The following is a 21,661-nucleotide window of genomic DNA, read 5'->3' as shown; positions in this document are numbered from 1 at the left end:
AAACATGAAACGCCCATATATATATTTAGCTACCCTGGCTGTTTACTTAGTGACGGTCCTCAGCTGCAAGAAAACGGAAACCGGTTACCTGAGCCCCAACTTATTCTACAATCCTAAATTGCTCGAAGTACCGCAAGGGAAAGTTTTTTACTCCAGTGCCATCAATGCAGATCAGTCATCACTGCCGCTGCAGGTAGAATTGCTGTCCATCAGAAACAAGGCAACAGGACAAGCGGCAGAGAATATGCTGAAAGAATTTGAGGTGTCTACTTTCAGTGCAGGAATTACCGATGCAGATTCTACACTCGCTTTGCTCAATGCAAAAATTGTGAAGAGCACAAGACCGCCTTTTCATTTGAATCAGACTGGCGGGCGACTGGAGTTCACTTCTGCCACCAATAACGTGGATACCGGGATGTATGTTATTGATGTGAAAGTCACCAATAGCAGAGGATCAATAACCATTTTAAATGCTTGTGATATTCATATCACGGGCCCGGTTGCCTATACGATTCTCAGTGCTTTCTCTTCTACCTCACCTATCGGTCTTGAGGCCGACTTTATCAATCTGCCCAACCCGGAAATTTCGGTGGAACGCGATGCCGGAGGGCCTAATAAAATCACGATCAAAGTAGTGGATAAAAACGGTGTAGCCTTTAGTCCGGCTAATGGCGAAGTAATTACAAGGGGAGACAGAGGGAATTTTGCACAGATGAATCCTTATTATCCAATGGTCAAATCTGCTATAGGTATGGAATGGGGTTTCCCTGTATTGCCAAACGGATTTCCCATTAAAAATGGTAATAATAACAAACTGGCCTATTACAGAATACCGGGAGCTTTCGTAACTGAAAACAGAAATGTAAATTTCACATTTGATGACTTCAAAGTATATGCGCCCGGCAGTTATACGTTGACTTTGAAATTGCCAACGATAACCAAAAAGTAAAGCTGGTCAGTAAAAACCTGTTGGATATTTATTAGATGAAGATCAATAGCCAACATTTCATGAAAAACAACAAGCAGAAATGCCGCCGGAGTTATTATATCCGGCGGCATTTCTGTTGAAATTACCCCGCTTTACTTCATCATCCCCTTCAGGATATTCCTTTGCAAGCCCGATAGCTTTTCCTGGATACTCAGTTTGAAACTGCGTTTAACAAAATCGCCCTCTCTGCTGGCTTTATCTGAAAGCAAGGGACTTAAATCAACCTTCAAACCCGCGTAATCCAGGTATTTCTGGTAATCTATATCCTTCACCGTAGAGGCATAAGTAAAAATTTCTTCCAGATTTGCCCCGGCAATACGCTCACAAACTGCTCTGAATTCCGCATCTGTAAACCCACGCTTTTTCTGCTGGTAATATTCTTTATAGAGCGTGCGCATTACATCATCCAGAGAACGTTTGTTTCCAGTCTCATGTCTGATTTTCAGATCCAGTAATAATCCCATAGCACAGCCTTTATCATAATAAGATATGGTTGTATTTGCTGCATTCTCATTCTTGTTAAAAAACTGAATCCAGGTGTCATAGCTGGAGGCCGTGGCCGACTGCAGCTGGTGCCCTGGGATATTCTCATAGTTCGTAATCGACGAGGTTAGAAAGTCCAGAAACTCTTCCTTGTTGATGAGACCTGCTTTGTTCTGCAGGATATATTCATAATACACGGTAAAACCTTCAGATACCCATAACATGTGCGTAAGGTTTTCCTTATCGTAATTAAACGGACCTAGGGCCACGGGCCGGATCGCCTTAATATTATACAAATGGAAATACTCATGCGCAAGAAAGGATAGCCAGCCATTGTAAGAAGCTTTATTCGCCATCATGTAACCGGGAGAAGAAAATACAGCCGTAGAATTCCGGTGTTCCAGGCCGCCCTGTCCGGGGCCCATAATGATAAATGTATAATGTTGATAAGGAATATCGCCCATCAGATCGGTGCCTGCTACCACGATCTTTTTCAGATCTGCCGCGAAGCGCAGGGTATCAAATGCCGCAGGATCAACCATAGCAATGGTATGTTTGATGCCCTTTACTTCAAATGACATTGTTTTCTGGTTACCGATGTATACAGGGCAATCATAGAGTTCATCGAAATTAACAGCCGTGTAAGTATAGACTTTGCCAGCAACGGGCTCCAAACCGGTAGAAACCGTAGTCCATTTTTTATAAGGCTGCAGTACAATCTCTGCAGGCTGGTTCAGTTCTCCTGCAAGATGCATAAATACACCCGCAGTGGAAATATAGGCATGACTTTCATCTAAAAATGGGTCAGCAACAGAATGTGTATTGGCAAAAACATCATAACTGATTACCACAACATCCGCTGCAGCAGCATTTACTTCCCAGTTATTTTTATCTACCTTATCCCAGGCTAAAATCTTACCATCGGCGGTCTCTGCCTTAAACCTGACCACGTTTTTCGCGAAATCCATGATCCAGTAATATCCTGGTGTCCAAGCAGGTAATTTAAAGTTGAGTTTGTCTTTTTTGAAACCTTCACAACGCAATTCTACATGGTAATAATGGCTAGCCGGATCCTGCATACTCACCTTAAACCTAAGTCGCGGTGCAGCACTCATTGCTGAAAAAGAAATCAACAAGGTGACAACGAATGATACAACAAAAACCTGAAATCTGAACATAGTTATTTTTTCTTCTCCTGAATCAATTTAAAATTATCAAAAACGCCGTATCCGCTTTGCGTACCATAAGTGGCATGGAACAGCCCTACTTGTAGTGTATCACTCATATCCGGCCTTTGAAGTGGACTGCCCGGCAGTTCTTTCCAATGCAATCCGTCACTACTGCCTCTCAGGTAGAACAGATTTCCACTGCGCTGGATCTGCAGGTGCCTGTAAAAATCCCAGGCAGACATATTATTGGTTTGCGCGCGACCGCGCCTGTCCAGACTGGTTACCATATTCCCTACTCCCCAACCGGGAAAGATACTGTTCTGCAACAGGTTATCGGATGATTCTGAACGCACCATTAAACCTGCGTCATTAGCGCCGTTTGCTTTTTTGGTTTTGAGGCCACTTACATCTATAACTTCCACCTGCACCAGGAAGTCGCCCTTCACCTGTTTATAAAGAAATGGCCCTTTCGGTTCTCCCCCGTCCCATTTCGTATCTGTAGAAGCCAGTTTTAAGGTACCTCCCGCACTTGCAGCAGTGTCAGCTTTCCCTACAAACCCTGTCCACAAGTTCCTTGTCTTTCCATTCGTGAAATCTGTGGCATCTTCAAACGCAGTTGCAGCAATATTAAATAATACCGGATTTGTTTTCACTTTTACCGGCTGTGCAGCTGCAGTTACATTTCCATAATTGTCCCTTACCTTAACCATATAAGCATATTCTTTTCCCGCACTCAATCCATAATTGATATACGCTGGTTCATCTATCCATCCGCTTTCTGTATTGCCCGATTGACCACTTGTCTCCATAAAATTATACTGATAAATACGGCCTGGTAAGTTTACGACAGCAGCAGTCATGCTAACCATGTCCGTGCTAAGCGCTTTAGGCTCGTCTTTGAATCCGCTTTTATTTACCACAGCTGGCATATTCTTTTTCCATGCCTGGTAAAGTCCGGCAACAGCTGCTGCATCAAAAACATGATCATAAACCATTACCGAAGCAAGTGCCTTCACCTGATCAGAACCGATAGACAATACATTGCCTTCTGTAGTCAGTAGATTCAGGTCCGGAATATCTTTTAATATACCATCAACATAAGTTTGTTGCGTTCTTCCACTATACACCTTCACCAAATGATGCCAGCCCTTACCGAATGTTTTGGCGATGACTTCCATAGATACTGCATAAGGACGATCATTCCTCATAAAATCAGGTACTGGATTGCTGAAATTGAGTTGAGCCCTTCCTTCAAATACCACCGCAATTTTACCTGCCTGGTCTGCCACTTTCGGAATAGTACCATCAGCGGTAAAACTACCCTCGCTAAATCCTTCATTTTTCCAGCTCTTTATAGCGCCATATGGCAGTTTCGCTGCATCCAGGTAAACCGCCACATCAGCGTTCATCGGCTCCGCAGCCATTTTAACAATTTCACTCTCCTCCAATGCCGTATCATAGACTTTCAGTGATGCAAGTGCACCTGTAAAAAAAGCATTTTTATCAGCCGTAGTACCTAATACAAAGTTTTTAAGATTGGCCAGAAAAAGCATCTTCAGTTCTATCCTGTCCAGTACTCCGTCTATATATAACCTTTCATTTGTTCCATCAAATACCAGCGCAATGTGATGCCATTTTCCTGCTTCAGGCAGTGTTTTATAAGGCATATCTGCCCAACCCCAATGTGCGGCGGCGCCCCATCGTTTATTGCTGCCATAACCAATTGTAGCATTGGTCATATCCACTCCGCCTCTGGCTGTCCAGGATACTACAGGTTCTTCATCTTCAATGACAGGATTATTCACCCACATGGCCACGGTAAAACTGCTGTTCCCGCTCAATGATAAAGGAGCTGTAAAGCTGGATCTGAACGAAGAATTCCCTGCAAATACAACTGCTTTTTTACCGCCTATAATCTCGGCAGCGGGAATAGCAGCAGATTCAGGAATGAATGCACCACCTAAAATACCTTCATTGGTCCATGAACTAACTGCTGCTCCCCGCTCAAATTTGCGCGCGTCCAGATCCACCAGCAAACCTTGTGGTTTGATAGATGGAACGGTCGCCGGATCTTTAGCTTTCACCGCCATTTTCGGATGATAATGATCATCTGCAAAAGCACGGATATTCCACACAGCTTTATTTAATCCGGGATATTCTGTATTGGTTATGGTTAATCTCAGGAATCTGGCCTTTACATCACCTACATCAGTCATCGGACTTCCATGCACGGTATTTTTAGTCTGATCTGCAAACACAAGCCATTGTTTTCCGTCCAAAGAATATTCAATCAGGTATTGGTAATACCAGGTGGCATATTCAAACTGAGTCTGCACACTTTTAATTCTCTTCACAGCCCCCAGATCTATACTTAACCAGGATTCACTGGTATTGTTCTTCGGCTTCCAAAGCGTACCGTTATTATGATCCAGCGCAAATTCAGGTTTAAATGCTGCACTGTAAGCCGAAGATGCAGTGACAGTTTTCCCTTCCAGAAGGTCGACCGACGGATTAACATTAGTTGCCAGGAAACCTACACCTGCATGTGTAGGCACCAATTTTTCGATATTACCTTCAGCATCAAAAACAAGCTTATCTGCGGCTACCTGACGGTGATAACCTCCACCAGAGTGTGGATTGTTATGACGGTGATAGATCAGGTAAAAATCATTCCCTTCCTGTAATACCGATTGATGACCAGGTCCATGAACCGTACCATCACCATTTGTGGTTAATACAGGATTGTTTTTTCCATATACAAAAGGACCCATCGGACCAGTTTTACTCACGGCATATTGTACCCTGTAAGTATCATCCTCACAACGCCCGGAAGAGTAAGTGAGGTAATACAAACCGTTCCGTTTAAACATAAATGGCGCCTCAAAGAAATCTTTAGCTACTGTATTTGGAATCTGTGCCAGTTTGGCGAAAGATTTCATATCAGGATTTAACAGACCAACCCCGCAACCATGATCCGGATAAATGCCCCAGGTACCCCAGAACATATACATCTTTCCATCGTCATCTCTGAAGGTCTGTCCATCGAGCGTAATCACATTAGGTACCAGGAAATTTTTAACTACCGGCTCACCGGGAGGCAATAGTGGTGTCCATGGACCAACTGGTGAGGAAGCCCAGGCGCCGAATATCTCTACAGGCTGACAGTAATACATATAATACCTGCCATCCGGCGCCTTCGTTACATCAGGTGCCCAGTAATAATGAGTGGTTGGCCAGTTCATGTCCTGCAGACTCCAGTTAACGAAGTCTTTCGACATCCAGACCTGCGCAGGGCCGAAGCCCCCGCCATTGCCATCTGTCGTTGCATAGATATAAAACGTATCTCCGAATTTCTTAACTGTAGGGTCGGCAAAGTACCCGGGAAGGATAGGGTTACCAGCATTTGGCGCATCAAAATGCTTTTGCTGTGCAGAGAGCGACTGACCAAGCAGCACAACACAAATCAGGATTAAAAACCGGTTGATATAACGCATAAAATAGATTAGTAAAGTTCAATTTCATAAAATCCACTGAATACCTTTTTAGCAGGATTCGGGTGGGTAACAACAATCCTGATCTGGTCTGTTTTTACAGGTGTAAACTGGCAAAGGTTCAAATGGGCGACTGGTTTAAGCGGCATTTTCACAGTCTGCCGGGTTGGCTGCCAGGTCTTTCCATTCCAGTACTCTACCGTATAATTCAACGGTGGCTGTGTACCACCATGATCATCGAAAACGTACATACGCACCTCTTTCACCATCTTCTGTTTATTTAGTTTAAAAGCTACCCAGTCGGTCGGGTTGGGCGATAAATACGCTGTCCACCTTGCGTTTGGATCTTTAAAACCATCATTGATCGCACCTGGCTCATCAAATTTCGAATAATAAGAGGCACTAAACGTTGCCACATCTCTGAAAGCCATATTGGTATTTTCAGGCGCTGCAGTGGTAGTTAAACCAGACTGTAGTGGTCCCCAAGCCTCAATCTCAGAGATGCTTACCGCCGCAGCAGCAGCTGATGTGAGCTGCACCCTGATTTTCGAAACAGTCAGCAAAGGAAAACGGATGGCATTGGCCTTCCGCGTTTGTGCATTATTGAAAACGCGTTCCTGTCCGGGAATAACAGCCCATGATTTTCCGTTCCAGTATTCCAGCGTATAAGATACAGGGGCTTTAATACGCGCAGCACTATCATCCACAAAATAAATTTTAACCTCTTTAACTGGCCTCCCGCCACCAAAGTCTATCTCTGTCCAGCTCTTTAAGCCCTTTGCATATACAGATGACCAGCGGTTGGTTGTAGGCTTCACATACCAGTATTGCCCGTCATTCAGCTTTGCTTCCACATCACCACCAGATCCCGGAAATGACGCACTTGCTCTTGGATAAAATTCTCCCTTTTCATTGTTGACTGCATAGTTTACCAGTTTCTCCGGTTCTGCAACAGTTTTAGCTTGTACCGGGAATACCAGTTTTTTTATAATGCCCGAAGAGGCTTTCAGTTCTCCGTTGATATACACACTCAGGCCCTTACCCTTATTGTATTTCAATCCGGTTTTGTCCCAGATGATGCTGATTTTATTGCCGTGGTAGATCACATCATCCAAACAAGCATATGCCCATCCGTCAGGAATCAGCGGGTTAACCGTCAGCGAGTCAGCATCCATCGGCTCCAGCCCCATCAAACCCGTCACCACCTGATCTACGTAAGACGAATGGTTATAATGTTCACTATGGCCAATTACGTCGTGCCCGGACCATGATCCTGTTTCCGGTTCGTTGGCCTCTGCAATATATGGTTTACCATCCTTACGATGCGTTCTTGCATAAATCTGCAATTGTTTATTGTAATCTGCTTTTGATACAAAATCCTGTTTGTAATTACGTACTACATTCGCCATTGCCGTTAAAGTCTGCGCCGTAGCGAATGGCCATGCATTCCCACTCCAGGCACAGCAGTTTTTAGCCACCATATACAATGGATCACCTTTTTCTACCGTCGTCGGTCCGTAAGGAGAATAAAAATAGCTGGGATCCATTAAAAATTTCCAGGCAGTTTCAAAACCAGCATTGTTATCCGGCATGTTAAAGTACCAGGGCACAAAACCTATCTCTTCCCTGCCATGTGGATTACCGGCATATTTTCCCGTCTCATAAGTAAAAGTATTTGCTTTGATCCCCCCTTCCTCATCCTTCTCAAACTTATGCATGAAGAAGTTTTTCTCCGTATTCCATCCCTTTTTCAGGTAATTCGTTTTGATCAGGTCAGCTTTTTTGGAGAAAGTGAGCTGTGTACTGTTGTCGCCCGTTAAAGCAGCAATACTGCTGATCGCATTTGCATCCGCCCACATATAACTGTTCAGCGTTGGCCTGAAGCCAGATGCACCTTCAAACCATTGCGGGGTCTGGCGACTATTGATATTGGTCTCCATCCCGTCATGCATGCCCGACCAGGCAAACAGCCCTTCTTTTTCATTCCAGTGCTCCTTTTCCCATCCGGCGAAATTCGTTACCAGGCTGTCTTTTAATCCTGTAACCAGTTTCCGGTCATAATTTACCTTATACAGCTGCCAGATCGCGTCCGCTAACCAGGTAGAATAAGTCCGTGGTTGTGCACCCGGCGTATAAAACCAGTATTTCGCATAATCCTTAACATAATGCTGATCTCTCATCCAGCGCATATCATAGAGATGCTGACTCACCGAACAGCTGATTGCACCATAGGTGCCCGACCACCAGGGCCGATCTATAAACTCGGTTACCGTATAACCCGAGGCGGGCGATCCATATACAAGGTGGATCGTCATCATATCCCAACGGTAATAATAAGTCATGTCAATATCCTTGTCTGGCGTCTCCAAAAAAGGAATATTCTCCTTGTACCAGTTCCAGTCCTTGTTTTCCCAGAAAGTAAAACGGTCCAGCATCTTTTGTTTGTTCAATACCTGACCATACGAAAAGGGAATACTCAATAAAAAAACGAGAAAGGAGAAATAGTATTTTAAACGCATCAGCGGGTTTATTTTAAATTCAATTGAACGGTAAGCTCTTTATCTTCAAGCGGAATCACATTGGCGCCCGCAAGCTGTTCGGGATTTCCACCTACAACATATTGTTTGGCACCAGCTCCTGTATTGGTATTTTTGATCGTTAGATAAGCATTAGGATTACTTGCAGTCTTTGCCCCAAACTTAACTTTTACCTCAGCAGTTTTCAAGTTGTAGGCTACCGAACTAAAGGTTCCTGCATCCAGGCTCAACCATAATCCTAATGGAGCTATAAATACAGCAGACTTCTTTGCCGTTGTAATTTGTGTTTCCACCCAGTCTCCCTTCTGTTCCAGATTACCACCAAAGGCCAGCCAGCCAAATTCTTTATGCGAGGCGATATAAGTAGCAGTATTCACAGCATAACCATAAAATCCTGAACCATAGTCACCAGACAATCCATCAACCTCCAGCGTAGACGGATAAGAGTGGAAGGCCGAAGGACCGAATCCGTCTTCCGTAATATTTGCAATTCCACCCAGCAAACCACCATAACCTACCCTCAGCAGGTAAAAATCTGATGGATTGTCCTGATAAGCTTTTAACACCGGAATCGCATTCAGACTCGATCCATAATGATGCAACTGACGCTCAATGCGTGATATTTTACCACCGTACAAGAAATCCCAATACCTTCTTGCACTTCCATTGTATCCCCAATGCGGCACAGTAGGCATATAACCAAGAATAGCATCCAGCGTTACCTTTGCTTTATCCGCATAACCGAAATAGTCAGACCACATAAAAACCTCTTCCTGTCCGGTAGAATCCCAGGGCATTTCGCTGCCAAAAGGAAAATCAAGACTGCGCCAATGATCTGCTCTTTTTTTCATTGCCGCTTCCAGCGTATTTGCCTGTGCAGCCCATCCTTCTCTTTTCAGATCTTGTAAAATGTATAAAAACACACTGCCTTCCATCTGGCCAAATTGTACATAATAAGGCGCCAGGTTAACCATAGCCATAGTGGTCTGGTATGCATTTTCCAGGTACCAGTCCCATTTCTTTTCCTGCACCAATCCCGTATGGTATCTGCCTAAACGGTATAATACCCAATGTGCCGCAGCAACATGCGGATAGTTATAAGAACGACCGATATCATTTGCCGCTTTATGGTTCCATGCCGCCCATGTTTTATAATTGATTTTGTCGCTGTAAGTTCCTGCCGGCATAGAATCCGGTTCGTAGTAGAACATACTTTTCTTCACGCCAAATTTCTCTTTTCCTTCACTGTGCTGTAGCCCGCCCCACAATGTGTGGTTCACAAAGAGCTGCAATTTTGCTATCTCTTTCTGATCAGGCTGAACCAGCTGTTTCATCATTGCAGCCAGCCAGCTACCTGCTCCACCCTCATCACTCAGTCCCGGTACCCAGGCGCGACTATCCTGCGTTACCTGCTCCTTTTTTTCATTGTCATAGGAGATCACAGAATTATTCCTGCCAAAAGGATCTTTTTCACTGGTATACCATTGCTTTTGCGTTAAGAACTGACCAAAGTTGTTCATCACCTCCGTTTCCGGTTTAATAACCTTATAATTGATCGTCTGCGCAGTCCCGTCTTCATAGGTAACCGTAACCCTCGCACGTCCCCATTTTGCACCTTGCACCGCATAATGCTGCCATCCGCCTTTAGTATCCGGCAATGCCGATAAGGCCATCGCCTCTTTTGGATAAATCGTGATGTCTTTTACTTTTTTTGCATAATTCAGAAAAAGGTTAGCCTTCACATCCTCAGGAATGACATAACCGGGAATGCCGACCGCAACTGGTCTCTTCTCCGCGATCAACCTGTTTTCTATCTCCCTTATTGCAGGGGCGACAATAAATTTCACGCCGTACTCACGCGTTTCTCCAGGTTTCAAAGTCAGCGACGTAGGATTATTCCATTGTGAAACTCCTTTCCATTCCTTTTCCGCATAAGCTTTACTCAATGGCATCCATTCACAAAATCCTTCAAATGTAATACCCTTTGGCGTAGGATCATCCAATAACGGACTATAGGCTTCTAAAGGTGTTTTCCCGTAAGGCACCACCAGCAATACCGGTCCCTTGCCGTTTAAACGCGTCACTTGCAGATAACCTGCATCCTGACCAATATAAGGATCGTAAAATACGTTTTGCGCATGCGTCTGTTCCAGCGTTTTGTCCAGCAGCACATTATTAAAGATCATTGGTATCCCTACAGCGCCCAATTCCAACACTTTATTTCCTGTGTTTTTAATCGTGAAGCGGAGTACCAGTTCTTTCCCCGACAGTTCCCAGAAGCGTCTGATCTGTAAAGGAATTCCTTTAGGCAGTGTGGGTGCCAGATCAGCTGCAGCTAATACTTTGCCTTTTACGGCAAGGGGGCTAATAGCTGCTCTTTTTTTCGCAGTGGATATTTTCTGCCAGTCTTCCGAACCCGCCGTTCTGAAACGCAGGTTAAGATCTCCCAAATGGTAAAGCCCGTCGCGGTTTCTCTTTTCGAGCAATTCACCCGGTGTAAAATCAAAACCCTTATCTGTCACCGGATTCAGCGCTGCTACCGTTTGCGATGATTTCACCAGTTTCAGATCAAATGCTGCCGTATGGTAAGTATTCAGCCCCTTTTTTGTATCCAGCGTAACTGGCTTATCTAGTATCCTTTTCCAGGGCGAGGGACGCTCCTGTGCATATAATTGTGCTGAAACAGGCAGAACTGTGATCAGTAAAGATAACCTGAAGAGGCTGTTTTTTATAAATTGCATAGCTTGTGATTCAATTGTGATGCGGCTGTATTATTTTTTTGCCGGGGTCTGATTATAAAATTTCCAGTTGGTCTGATAGTTAATATTGAGGTTTTGGTTTGTTAGAATGGCACGTACCATTTCTACAGGGATATTGTTTTCCTGCATTACCTTATCATGGTAAGCTTTCAAAGTCATTTTGCCACTTTCTACCATTTCGCGCTCCAAAGCATAAAACTGGAGTCCGCCGATCAGGTAAGCAATCTGGTAAAGCGGGCCGTATCCACCTGTAAAAGACCTTCTTACTTCGCCTTCTGCATTGGCACGTTCATGCCCAACCCTGTCCACCAGGAAGTCTATTGCCTCCTGCGGTGTCCATTTCCCCAAATGATAATTCGCCGAGAAAATGATCCTTGCGCAACGGTGCATACGCCAGAACAACATCCCTACCTTTTCTTCAGGTGTTACCGCAAAGCCTTTATCATACAATAACATTTCCCAGTAAAGCGACCAGCCCTCTGTCCAGAAAGGGGTTTCAAATCCATCACGATAAGCCTTGCTGCGTGAATTCATAAAATATTGCAGGTTGTGTCCCGGTAGCAATTCATGTTGCACTGTCGGGAAGCTAAAATTAGGATTGTTGCCCCTCATGCTCATCAGCTTGTCCTGATGTGCCATTGTATTTGTAGGATAGGAAATACTGATTTCACGACCGCCGGTAAAAAAGGGATTGACCAGCTGGCGCTCTGGCGTCATCATAATCATTCCCCAGGTTTCTTCCGCCAAAGGGGGCAGTGTAATCATATCCTTTGATTTTACAAAGTCGACCGACCTGTTGTACAAGCCCAAGATCATTTCAGGTTGTTTACCCACCGGCACATAACTGTTTTTCACCTTTTCCAGAGCTTTTTTCCAGTCCGTACCGAAGCCCATTTCTTTACTTGCTTTCAGCATTTCGCGGTCGCACCATTCAAATTCCTTATTCGCGATGTCCAGCAATTCTTCCGGCGTATAACTGATCATCTCAGTTTTGAGCTGACGTATAAATTCTTCACGTCCAATTGGCACACCTACGATACCACTATTGTCTGCCTTCTGTGTTGTCTTTACCTCTCCCTTTTTTACTGCTGCTAAAGCATATTGCTCCAGTCGCGCTGCCAATACTTTTTGAGGTTGTTCAATCCACCAGGTGAACAAAGGGTCATAACCATAATAAAAGTTATACACGCTCTTTAGTCTCAAACCAAGACCTTCAATACTTTTCTTTAAACGTTCTGCCAGCTTCATATCTATGTTAGCTTGTTTCTCCAGCTTTACATTTGCGGCATCTATTTCTTTTAATAGTTTTGCATATAATGCTGCTACCTGCTGTCCATCTACACTCAGCCCTCTTCTCCTTCCCTTTTCCAGTTGATAAATTTCTTCCGCAAAGGGGATATACTGACTAATCTGCTGGTATTCCTTTTCTTCAGCAGCCAGACTGCCCAGTGCCGCTGTGATATCACGCTTCAACAAAATAGCATCTACTTTTCCATAGATACTGATCCCGTTGAAATCCTTCTTGTCCAGTTTTTCCAGGTACAGTTCATTCACCTCCTTTAATCGCTTCATTTGCTCTGGCGATGACTGCGTCACTACATTGCGCCAACCATACCCACTTTCGGCTCCATAAGGCGTATAAAAACGTTTAATGGCATCAATATCCTGCTTGTAGTTAATCATGATATCAGCTGTTTCACTCGTTTGAGTGAGTAATTGCTGCTCATTGGCGGACTGTGCCCTGCTCTCGCCAGCAAGACTTGTAAGTAAACTAAATACGGTAAAAAGGATAGCGGTTTGTTTCATTCGGTTCGGGAGGTTTAGTTGTTCTTATTGAAAAACTAAATTAGCAGAATAAAACCCTAAAGAATAATTGCAAATTGATGAAATCTAGTTGCATATTAACCCAAAATTGAAACAGAAGAATTACATAAGGATAATTGTGTCTAAATTGATACTGAGGACAATCAGGCGCAATTATTAGCCTTGCACTTTATCTGCTCTGCAGATAAGTTATTTATCGTGATTTAATATATATAGACATCAATAAATATCTATATCTGCAGATGAGCTGGCAATAAATTTACCCGCAAAAAAAAATCTTTCTATAAGCTGGAATATTGCAGGATATAACTACACTCAGAGCTGTAATTATTGCCTGAAATAGCATTTAATTGCTGTCTTCTAAAAACAAAACTTTAGTATTACGGTTGATTTTGCGTTCTTGATATTCTTTGATAGAAAGATCATTACCCTAATTTCCACTTTAGATAAACAACAATGGCCAAGCCACATCAAAAAGCACATGAGACAGAAACAACTGATGATTTTTCGCTCACACCTATACCGGACAAGGCCGCTAAAGTTATTGAAGCAATAAAAACAAGGGTAATTAAAACCTTGGAAAACAGTGAATCAAAATTCAGAACCATTTTTGAGCAGTCTACCTTTGGCAATAAGATTATCGACTCCGACCTGCGGATTATAAAGGTTAATCGCGCACTGACTCAACTCTTAGGGTATTCAGCAGAAGAACTACAAGGAACACTGATTACAGCTATTGCCCATCCTGAATATGTAAATGACTGGAAAGAACTCCAGGCAAAACTCTGGGCAGATAAAAATGCCAGCTTTAGTATAGACACCTGTATTTTAATGAAAGATCAGGCTACGCTTTGGTGTCGCGTCACCTCCATTATATTTGAGGATAGTGGTGCAACCTTCGGCTATACTATTTTTGAAGATATCACAGAACGTAAAAACATGGATCGGATCAGGGCCGAGGTTGATACCAAGAAAGATGAATTCATCAGCATAGTTAGCCATGAGCTGAGAACTCCGCTTACTACTATAAAAGCAATTAACCAGCTGCTCGAAAAGGCAGTCAGTAAAGATCAAACCTATTACGGTTTCATAGAGAAATCCAATTATCACATTCTAAGACTCGAAAAGCTGATTCTTGATTTAGTAGATGTGACAAAAATACAGGCCGGAAATGTTGATCTGAACATCATCAATTTTGATGTGAACGCATTTATTAAAGCCTGTATCGGCAGCTTACAAACCATCCACCCTACTCATGAAATCCATTTTAAAGGAACTTTGCCTGTTACGATTATGGGCGATCAGTTTAGAATCGAACAGGTGCTGATCAACCTGATCAATAATGCAGTGAAGTACTCCCCATCTTCAAATAAAATTGATGTCAGGCTAAGTTCAGCAGCAGGATACGTTAAAATTGCCGTACAGGATTATGGCATCGGAATAGCAAAGAAAAATCTAAGCAGTATCTTCAAAAGATTTTACCGGGTTGGTGAGGCAGGTCATCACTTTCAGGGCTTAGGTCTTGGTCTGTATATAGCCTCAGAAATCGTTTCTAAACATGAAGGAACGTTCGGCATTGAAAGTAAATTAGGTGAGGGAACTACGATTTGGTTCAGTTTACCGATGGTGCAGCATCTTGATTAAGCTGGAATTGATTATAAAATAGCAGCAATGTTTTAATTAAACGACTGTCTGAATTCCAGCGGCGTCTGACTCGTCTTGTTTTTAAACAATTTATTGAATGACTGTGAGTAGCCAAAACCTAATTGGTACGCAATCTCACTAATCGACAGCTCAGTTGAGGTCAGTAGTTCCTTAGCCTGTTCCATCAATTTTTCCTGAATCAATTGCTGCGTAGTGTTGCCCGTAAGCTGTTTTAGACAATCACTTAAATATTTGGGCGACAAGTTAAGTTCAGCTGCCAAATAGCTGGCTGTAGGCAAACCCTTACTGCCCTTATGTTCAGCATACACATTCAGGATTTTCTCCACTTTACTCAGCATTTCACTGTTATTTGTTTTTCGGGTAACGAATTGCCTGTTATAAAAACGGTTACAATAAGAAAGTACCACATCCAGGTGAGCAATGATTACATCCTGGCTAAAGTTATCTATAGGAGACAAGTATTCTTTTTCGATCTGTCCCAAAATACTTTCAATTGATCTTTGTTCATCATCTGACAGTATCAGTGCTTCACTGATTTCATAATCAAAAAAACCAAAGTCTTTCATTTTTAGACTTAACCCGTAAGTTCTTAAAAAATCCGGGTGGATAGACAACTGCCATCCTGATTTGGCCAATGTGAATTCCTTATCAATAATATAGATTTGTTTTGGTGCGAAACAGGAAATTATACCTTCATCAAAATCAAACATAGTTTGCCCATATTGCATTTTACAGGGGCATTCCTTCTTCAAGGTAATCTGATAAAAATCGGCAATCAGTTTTACCCGTTGTGTATTCTCAAGCGGAGGAAAATCCTCAAAGCGGGTAATACTAAATAGCGGATGTTTAGGTTTTGCTATACCCAGAGCTTGATGTAGTTGAGAAATGGTTTCAAAATGGATAGTATGGTTCTCGTTACTCATTTCAGACAGGTTTCAATATCAAATTTACACATTACATTCCCAATCTTTTACGATATAATCTCGCAAAGTTTACGGTGATGAACCGGTTAGGTATCAATGCAAGCATATTCGCCGCCAGCCTGTTCATCTTTCCCGAAACCGCAAAGCGCTTTCTTTTATCTAATGCATCTAATAATTCGTCCGCCACTTGTTCCGGCGTTTGTGTAGGTGCACTTTTATAATCAGAACTCAAGCCCGCTCCTTTTTCATTGTCAATACCGGCAGCACTATTGAAATTGGTTTTTGTTAAACCCGGACAAAACAGCATCATGTGAACCTGATACGGTTTACATTCCTGACTTACTGCTTCCGTAAAAGAACGTACAAAAGCCTTACTAGCAGCATAAGTAGCCATATATGGAATAGGCATAAACGAAGCCATAGATGCAATATTGATGATGGTACCACTGTTTCTGATTTGCATTTGCGACAAAAATAAATGCGTAAGTGCCACTAAAGTTGAAATATTCAACTGTATCAGGTCTAGTTCTGATTTCAACGACAGTGAGGAAAATTCTCCACCAGAACCTATCCCTGCATTGTTAATCAAAACGTCTACCTCAAGGCCGCGTTTTTGCGTTTCTTCAAGAATAAATTGCGCAGTTGCAGGTGCTGATAAATCAGCTGCAATAAATTGCACCTGTATACCAAACTTTTCAGCAAGTAATTTGCCCTGTTGCTCCAGTTTTTCCGCATTGCGGGCTACCAGTAATAGATTCTGCTTTCTTTCGGCAAGCCTGTTTACTATAGCTTCACCAATTCCACCCGATGCGCCTGTTATTAATGTTATTTTCATGTTTGCTTAATTATGGTATAAAGGTGCTTTAAGCCATCAATATAAAAGTATCCGGAAGTCAGGACATTGTGTTTAAATGTCAGTTATGTTCCTTTATCTTCATCAAATATCTGTAGATGAATTAATAGCCCTAAAAATTTGAATAATCATCTATATATCGTAATATTGCAATAGAGAATTATGGGACTTACCAAATCTGAAATATTTACCGATCAGCAAAACCAGTTGTCACAGCTTTTAAAAGCGATGGCGCATCCTGCCCGTATTGCTATCCTGCAAAGGATTTTAATTTCCGATACCTGTATTTGCGGAGACCTGGTCGAAGAATTGGGTCTGGCACAAGCCACCATCTCCCAGCATCTCAAAGAATTGAAAAATGCCGGGATTATACAAGGAACCATAGAGGGCGTGAGTGTATGTTATTGTATCAATCCCGTTACCTGGAAATTACTGGAAACACAAATTGGTACTTTTTTAGGTGCCTATAAAGGTCCTGCTAGCTGCTGCTAGCTTTTTTTGACTATATCAATCGTAAAATTGCAATATATGACTACTTCAGAATTAATGAACTGGCAAACATTCAAAGCCAGGTTAGAACAACATCCATCGCTCAGCCTTCAGTTTCAATATGGAGAAGGAAAACTGGTAAATGCTTCCTATCATATTACAGAGATTAAACAGGCACCCATTGTTTCAGTAGATTGTGGTGGGGTCATGAATGCCTGGACGGAAATTATTATTCAGCTCTGGGAGCCTGCTGTTAAAGAGAGCGATCGCGCTATGGAAGTCAGCAAAGCTATGTCTATTGTTCAACTCGTTGAAAAATCTTTAGCCCTTAATCCCTTAGGCATCGTCAAGATTGAATTCGGCAATGCTGATTATGATACCAGGCAAATGTATCCTCAACAGATGAATGTAAATGGTGATGAACTGATCGTTAGTTTAACCCCAGATTTTACGCAATGTAAAGCCATCAACCGCGGTGGGAGTTGTGGTACAACAGCATCAGGAGAAGAATGCTGCACACCAGCGGAGAAAGTTGAAAAACCGAAAATACAGCTGATTAATCTTGCTGGTGACGCAACAGTATGTACGCCCGGATCGGGCTGCTGCTAATTTAATTATAGATATGATGAAAAAGATATTGGTATTATGTACCGGTAATAGCTGCAGGAGTCAGCTGGCAGAAGGTTTTTTAAGACATTTCGGCAATAAGAAGGATATACAGGTTTACAGTGCTGGTATAGAAACACATGGTTTAAATCCCATGGCTGTTCAAACAATGGAAGAAATTGGAATTGATATATCCGGACACACTTCCAATCATCTTGATGAATACGCAGACATTGATTTTGATTTTGTGATTACGGTTTGTGACAACGCTAAAGAAAGCTGCCCTTACTTTCCCACAAAAGCGCAAAAGTTTCACCAGAATTTCCCAGATCCGGCAAAGGCAAAGGGAACTGAAGAAGAGGTGAAAAATGAATTCAGAAAGGTCAGAGAGCTGATCAAAGTATATGCGCTCGACTTTCTAAAAAAAATTGAAACCCATCCATAAACCATGTCAGCAAACCATTGTGCATCGGCCAGCGAAAGAAAAAAACTAAGCTTCCTGGACCGGTATCTTACCTTATGGATCTTTGTTGCTATGGGATTTGGAGTTGGAATCGGGTATTTTGTTCCCTCCTCTTCAGATTTCATCAACTCCTTTTCCAGTGGTACTACAAATATTCCCCTGGCCATAGGCTTGATCCTGATGATGTATCCGCCGCTTGCTAAAGTAAGGTACGAGAAGATGGGCGAAGTGTTCAAAGATACAAAAGTCCTGAGCGTTTCACTCCTTTTAAACTGGGTTATAGGTCCCTTGCTCATGTTCTTTCTGGCCATAACTTTTTTGAGAGATTATCCCGAATATATGGTCGGCTTAATCCTGATTGGCGTGGCGAGGTGTATTGCGATGGTTGTAGTCTGGAATGAACTGGCAGAAGGCAACAGGGAATATGCAACTGGTCTAATCGCCTTGAACAGCATCTTTCAGGTGCTGCTCTATAGTGTGTTCGCTTATGTTTTCATCACCGTTTTACCTCCCTTCTTTGGTTTGAAAAGTCTCAATGTAAATATTACCATCGGCGAGATCGCTAAAAGTACAGGCATATATCTAGGAATTCCTTTTGCCATGGGAATCATCAGCAGGTATGGACTGATCAGGTTAAAAGGCGAAGATTGGTTTCAAAATCGGTTTATACCGGCAATCTCTCCGATAACACTGATTGCCTTACTTTTTACCATCATTGTCATGTTCAGTTTAAAAGGTAAGTTGATTGTCCAGATTCCTATGGATGTGGTGCGCATCGCTATCCCGATGATCATCTATTTTGCGATCATGTTCGTCGTCAGTTTTTTTGCCGGCAAATACTTTGGGGCCGATTATTCCAGGAGCACATCTATCGCATTTACAGCAACAGGAAATAACTTTGAACTGGCCATAGCAGTAGCTATCGGAGTATTTGGCATCAATTCAGGTCAGGCTTTTGCAGGTGTGATTGGCCCATTGGTAGAAGTACCCGCGCTGATAGGGCTGGTTAATCTGGCTTTATGGTTTAAAAGGAAATACCAAATACCTATGGCACCACTGTATAAAAAAGGTAAGACGCAAATATAACCAGCAGTACAATACCTTGCTGAACATTGGTTTTTCCCGTAGCCAGCGAAAACATAATGGTGACCATAGCAAGCAGTAAAAGTACTGTTGAACTGGTGTCGATCCCAAGTACAATAGGCATGCTGGTAAAAATTGACACCATCGCTACTGCCGGTATGGTTAAACCAATACTGGCCAGTGCAGAACCCAGCGCCAGGTTAAGACTCGTTTGCAAACGATCTGCTTTTACCGCGCGGTAGGCCGCTAATCCTTCAGGTAATAAAACGATAGCTGCAATAATTACCCCTACTACAGATTGTGGTGCCCCAAGGTCCAATACAATTGATTCTATATCTTTAGAAAGCAATTTAGCCAAAAGCACAACCACAACCAGACTAAGCAGCAAAAAGATGAAACTGGCAGTTGCCGTTGGATTATTCGGTACCTCAGCGTGTTCCTCGGCCGAAGCAGCCGCTTTGGGCAGGAAATAATCTCTGTGCCGAACGGTTTGCATAAAAATAAAACCTCCATACAGCACTACAGAAACCAGCGATACAAAGATCAGTTGGCTCGTACTATATTCACCAACAGGTTTGGTGGTGGTATAATTCGGCAGGATCAGCGTTAACACCACGATAGCCATTAACGTAATTAAAGCCGCATTTACGCCCTGCAACTTGTATAATTGCTCCTTGAATTTTATCCCGCCAGACAAAAGACAAATGCCTACAATTGCAGTAATGATAATCATCACTGCCGCAAAAACAGTATCCCTGGCCAGTTCCTTGACCCCGTCTCCTCCGGCAAGCATCAGTGAAACAATGAGGCCAACTTCAATAGTAGTGATTGCTATAGCAAGAATTATTGTACCATAAGGTTCTCCTACCCGATGCGCAATCACTTCTGCGTGATGCACAGAAGCAATTACACTACCAATCAGCAGTGTTGCCAGTATAAGCTTAAGATAAATACTATCATTGACACCTGTTAATAAATAGGCCAGGATTGCAGCTGCTGGAATGGCCATTGTCCATTTAGGCAATTGAATATTCTTCATTTTGGCTAATTTAAGTTTTATTAACTAAATACGCACAGACAGCAAGTTATAAATACCTCATTAATGTCCGTTCTTGCTGTTAATTTTCAGGGGCATCATTAAATTAAAGTCAAACTCTTTTAGGCTCTTATTGTTATATGATGAATAAAAATTATCAGTATATTTGACTTATGGCTAAGAAAACTGAAATAGATCACATCATTCAATCCGACAGTAGCGGAAAGCTATACATCAAAAGTCCTGACTTTTTCAATCAACCGAAAATTCAGCAGATGGTAAGCTCGATGATGGAGTCAAATATCTTTAAAAAAATAACCAGGGAAAAGCATAATAAATAAAATTTATGCCATTTAACCTGCTCATTTTCCCCCTTGTGGGCGGTTATTATATACTCATCCGATTGGAATACCTGCGGTATATCCAATATCGGTTAGAGAGCCAGCGCATCCTGCTTAACTCTGCATTCGCCGGAATCATTCTTTTGGTAGCGTGTTTTATACTGAGAGCTATTGCCAAAATGATCTTTCCTGAATTTATCGAAAGCATCGGCGCACAAATGCCCGTGAGATTACCTTATTTCGGCACAACTAGCTTCACGCTGCTGGCGGCAGTAGCATTTACAGAAATAGCTAACCTGTTTTTCGACCGGAAAGAAGCGATTAAAAAATCACTGGAAAAAGTGGGCAATGAATTGGAGTTGCTATTAAGCACTTCATTTTTCGATGCTCACCTGCTTCAATTTACTATGGATAATGGCAAGGTATATATTGGCTGGGTAAAAGAATTACCTAAACCATTTACTACAAATTATATCAGAATTACACCAGCATTCAGCGGATACAGGAATGAAAATAAGGAATTGGTGTTTACTACCCAATACCTGACAGTTTATGCCTCCTACATTGCGGATGGATCTGTTACCAATCAAAATGAGCTGAAGACTGATCTCGTATTGAAAGTCGACAAAATTAACTCCGCTTCTTTCTTCGATATGGAAATGTATAAAAGATTTAATCCTGATGAGGAAGAGGCGGATTAGATCAAATTAATTGCCGCCTTTTACTTATTGAACCTTTAAAGTTATCGGTGAAGTAACGGTATGGCGAAGTCATTCTTCAGAACAAATTAAATAATGTTTGAATCGAATTGCTGTCCCATAGTATACCAATCTTCAATATTTTCCCCCTCCAAATCTCCGGGCAGCACAGATGCAAAGCAGATAGCGGCGGGGCTCATTCTGTTCATGTTCAGCATTATTTATAATTATGATACTGAAGAAATATCCCCCA

At 42.4% G+C, this 21,661-nt stretch carries 15 protein-coding genes; 7 read left to right on the top strand and 8 right to left on the bottom strand.

What is annotated here, in order from left to right; translation table 11 throughout:
• Nucleotides 1-4 precede the first annotated feature (4 nt).
• Complete coding sequence (locus OQX62_RS22805; RefSeq protein WP_265833975.1) at nt 5-949, top strand: hypothetical protein; 945 nt, start codon at nt 5-7, stop codon at nt 947-949.
• A 131-nt stretch (nt 950-1,080) separates the two neighbouring features.
• On the opposite strand, the gene OQX62_RS22800 is transcribed toward OQX62_RS22805, so the two are convergent.
• From OQX62_RS22800 to OQX62_RS22780, 5 genes are read right to left on the bottom strand one after another with little or no spacing between them, the layout of a single operon-like run.
• Nucleotides 1,081-2,649, bottom strand: coding sequence for a M61 family metallopeptidase (locus tag OQX62_RS22800; RefSeq protein WP_265833974.1), 1,569 nt, complete (start codon nt 2,647-2,649; stop codon nt 1,081-1,083).
• Between the two features lie 2 nt (nt 2,650-2,651).
• On the bottom strand, nt 2,652-6,134 hold the full coding sequence (locus OQX62_RS22795) for a family 43 glycosylhydrolase (protein WP_265833973.1): 3,483 nt from the start codon (nt 6,132-6,134) through the stop codon (nt 2,652-2,654).
• A gap of 8 nt (nt 6,135-6,142) precedes the next feature.
• On the bottom strand, nt 6,143-8,650 hold the full coding sequence (locus OQX62_RS22790) for an MGH1-like glycoside hydrolase domain-containing protein (protein WP_265833972.1): 2,508 nt from the start codon (nt 8,648-8,650) through the stop codon (nt 6,143-6,145).
• Between the two features lie 8 nt (nt 8,651-8,658).
• Complete coding sequence (locus tag OQX62_RS22785; protein ID WP_265833971.1) at nt 8,659-11,409, bottom strand: DUF5695 domain-containing protein; 2,751 nt, start codon at nt 11,407-11,409, stop codon at nt 8,659-8,661.
• A 30-nt stretch (nt 11,410-11,439) separates the two neighbouring features.
• Nucleotides 11,440-13,233: a DUF885 family protein gene (locus OQX62_RS22780; RefSeq protein ID WP_265833970.1), complete on the bottom strand. Its 1,794-nt coding sequence runs from the start codon at nt 13,231-13,233 to the stop codon at nt 11,440-11,442.
• Between the two features lie 474 nt (nt 13,234-13,707).
• Here OQX62_RS22780 and OQX62_RS22775 point away from each other — a divergent pair, with 474 nt between their 5' ends.
• Nucleotides 13,708-14,895, top strand: a complete 1,188-nt coding sequence (locus OQX62_RS22775; RefSeq protein ID WP_265833969.1) for a sensor histidine kinase — start codon at nt 13,708-13,710, stop codon at nt 14,893-14,895.
• 32 nt (nt 14,896-14,927) lie between these two features.
• On the opposite strand, the gene OQX62_RS22770 is transcribed toward OQX62_RS22775, so the two are convergent.
• Nucleotides 14,928-15,839, bottom strand: a complete 912-nt coding sequence (locus OQX62_RS22770) for a helix-turn-helix domain-containing protein (RefSeq protein ID WP_265833968.1) — start codon at nt 15,837-15,839, stop codon at nt 14,928-14,930.
• Nucleotides 15,840-15,870: 31 nt separating this feature from the next.
• Nucleotides 15,871-16,674, bottom strand: a complete 804-nt coding sequence (locus tag OQX62_RS22765) for an SDR family NAD(P)-dependent oxidoreductase (RefSeq protein ID WP_265833967.1) — start codon at nt 16,672-16,674, stop codon at nt 15,871-15,873.
• 180 nt (nt 16,675-16,854) lie between these two features.
• On the opposite strand from OQX62_RS22765, the gene OQX62_RS22760 reads away from it, so the two are divergent.
• From OQX62_RS22760 to arsB, 4 genes are read left to right on the top strand one after another with little or no spacing between them, the layout of a single operon-like run.
• On the top strand, nt 16,855-17,184 hold the full coding sequence (locus OQX62_RS22760) for an ArsR/SmtB family transcription factor (protein WP_265833966.1): 330 nt from the start codon (nt 16,855-16,857) through the stop codon (nt 17,182-17,184).
• A gap of 36 nt (nt 17,185-17,220) precedes the next feature.
• The gene (locus OQX62_RS22755) at nt 17,221-17,790 is read left to right on the top strand and encodes a DUF6428 family protein (protein ID WP_265833965.1); all 570 of its coding nucleotides are present in this window, start codon (nt 17,221-17,223) and stop codon (nt 17,788-17,790) included.
• Between the two features lie 16 nt (nt 17,791-17,806).
• Entirely contained in the window at nt 17,807-18,232 is a 426-nt protein-coding gene (locus tag OQX62_RS22750; protein WP_265834338.1) for an arsenate reductase ArsC, read from the top strand.
• 3 nt (nt 18,233-18,235) lie between these two features.
• Nucleotides 18,236-19,336, top strand: coding sequence for an ACR3 family arsenite efflux transporter (gene arsB, locus OQX62_RS22745; RefSeq protein WP_265833964.1), 1,101 nt, complete (start codon nt 18,236-18,238; stop codon nt 19,334-19,336).
• Here arsB and OQX62_RS22740 read toward each other — a convergent pair.
• Complete coding sequence (locus OQX62_RS22740; RefSeq protein ID WP_265833963.1) at nt 19,296-20,372, bottom strand: calcium:proton antiporter; 1,077 nt, start codon at nt 20,370-20,372, stop codon at nt 19,296-19,298. The genes arsB and OQX62_RS22740 overlap by 41 nt on opposite strands.
• Before the next feature lie 343 nt (nt 20,373-20,715).
• Between OQX62_RS22740 and OQX62_RS22735 the strand changes: the two genes are divergently transcribed.
• A complete protein-coding gene (locus OQX62_RS22735; protein WP_265833962.1) occupies nt 20,716-21,411 on the top strand; it encodes a hypothetical protein in 696 nt (231 codons plus the stop codon).
• Nucleotides 21,412-21,661: the final 250 nt, after the last annotated feature.

The organism is Pedobacter sp. MR2016-24 (genome assembly GCF_026239655.1).
GTDB lineage: Bacteria > Bacteroidota > Bacteroidia > Sphingobacteriales > Sphingobacteriaceae > Pedobacter.
Note: the sequence above shows the minus strand (reverse complement) of the source record. Positions and strands in the feature narration are given on the sequence as shown.

Bases quoted from the DNA above. Each gene is read 5' to 3' on its own strand.
- OQX62_RS22770 (WP_265833968.1), bottom strand. From the start codon at position 15,839: ATGAGTAACGAGAACCATACTATCCATTTTGAAACCATTTCTCAACTA.
- OQX62_RS22785 (WP_265833971.1), bottom strand. From the start codon at position 11,409: ATGCAATTTATAAAAAACAGCCTCTTCAGGTTATCTTTACTGATCACA.
- OQX62_RS22765 (WP_265833967.1), bottom strand. From the start codon at position 16,674: ATGAAAATAACATTAATAACAGGCGCATCGGGTGGAATTGGTGAAGCT.
- OQX62_RS22740 (WP_265833963.1), bottom strand. From the start codon at position 20,372: ATGAAGAATATTCAATTGCCTAAATGGACAATGGCCATTCCAGCAGCT.
- OQX62_RS22795 (WP_265833973.1), bottom strand. From the start codon at position 6,134: ATGCGTTATATCAACCGGTTTTTAATCCTGATTTGTGTTGTGCTGCTT.
- OQX62_RS22760 (WP_265833966.1), top strand. From the start codon at position 16,855: ATGGGACTTACCAAATCTGAAATATTTACCGATCAGCAAAACCAGTTG.
- OQX62_RS22735 (WP_265833962.1), top strand. From the start codon at position 20,716: ATGCCATTTAACCTGCTCATTTTCCCCCTTGTGGGCGGTTATTATATA.
- OQX62_RS22755 (WP_265833965.1), top strand. From the start codon at position 17,221: ATGACTACTTCAGAATTAATGAACTGGCAAACATTCAAAGCCAGGTTA.
- arsB (WP_265833964.1), top strand. From the start codon at position 18,236: ATGTCAGCAAACCATTGTGCATCGGCCAGCGAAAGAAAAAAACTAAGC.
- OQX62_RS22805 (WP_265833975.1), top strand. From the start codon at position 5: ATGAAACGCCCATATATATATTTAGCTACCCTGGCTGTTTACTTAGTG.
- OQX62_RS22790 (WP_265833972.1), bottom strand. From the start codon at position 8,650: ATGCGTTTAAAATACTATTTCTCCTTTCTCGTTTTTTTATTGAGTATT.
- OQX62_RS22780 (WP_265833970.1), bottom strand. From the start codon at position 13,233: ATGAAACAAACCGCTATCCTTTTTACCGTATTTAGTTTACTTACAAGT.
- OQX62_RS22775 (WP_265833969.1), top strand. From the start codon at position 13,708: ATGGCCAAGCCACATCAAAAAGCACATGAGACAGAAACAACTGATGAT.
- OQX62_RS22800 (WP_265833974.1), bottom strand. From the start codon at position 2,649: ATGTTCAGATTTCAGGTTTTTGTTGTATCATTCGTTGTCACCTTGTTG.
- OQX62_RS22750 (WP_265834338.1), top strand. From the start codon at position 17,807: ATGAAAAAGATATTGGTATTATGTACCGGTAATAGCTGCAGGAGTCAG.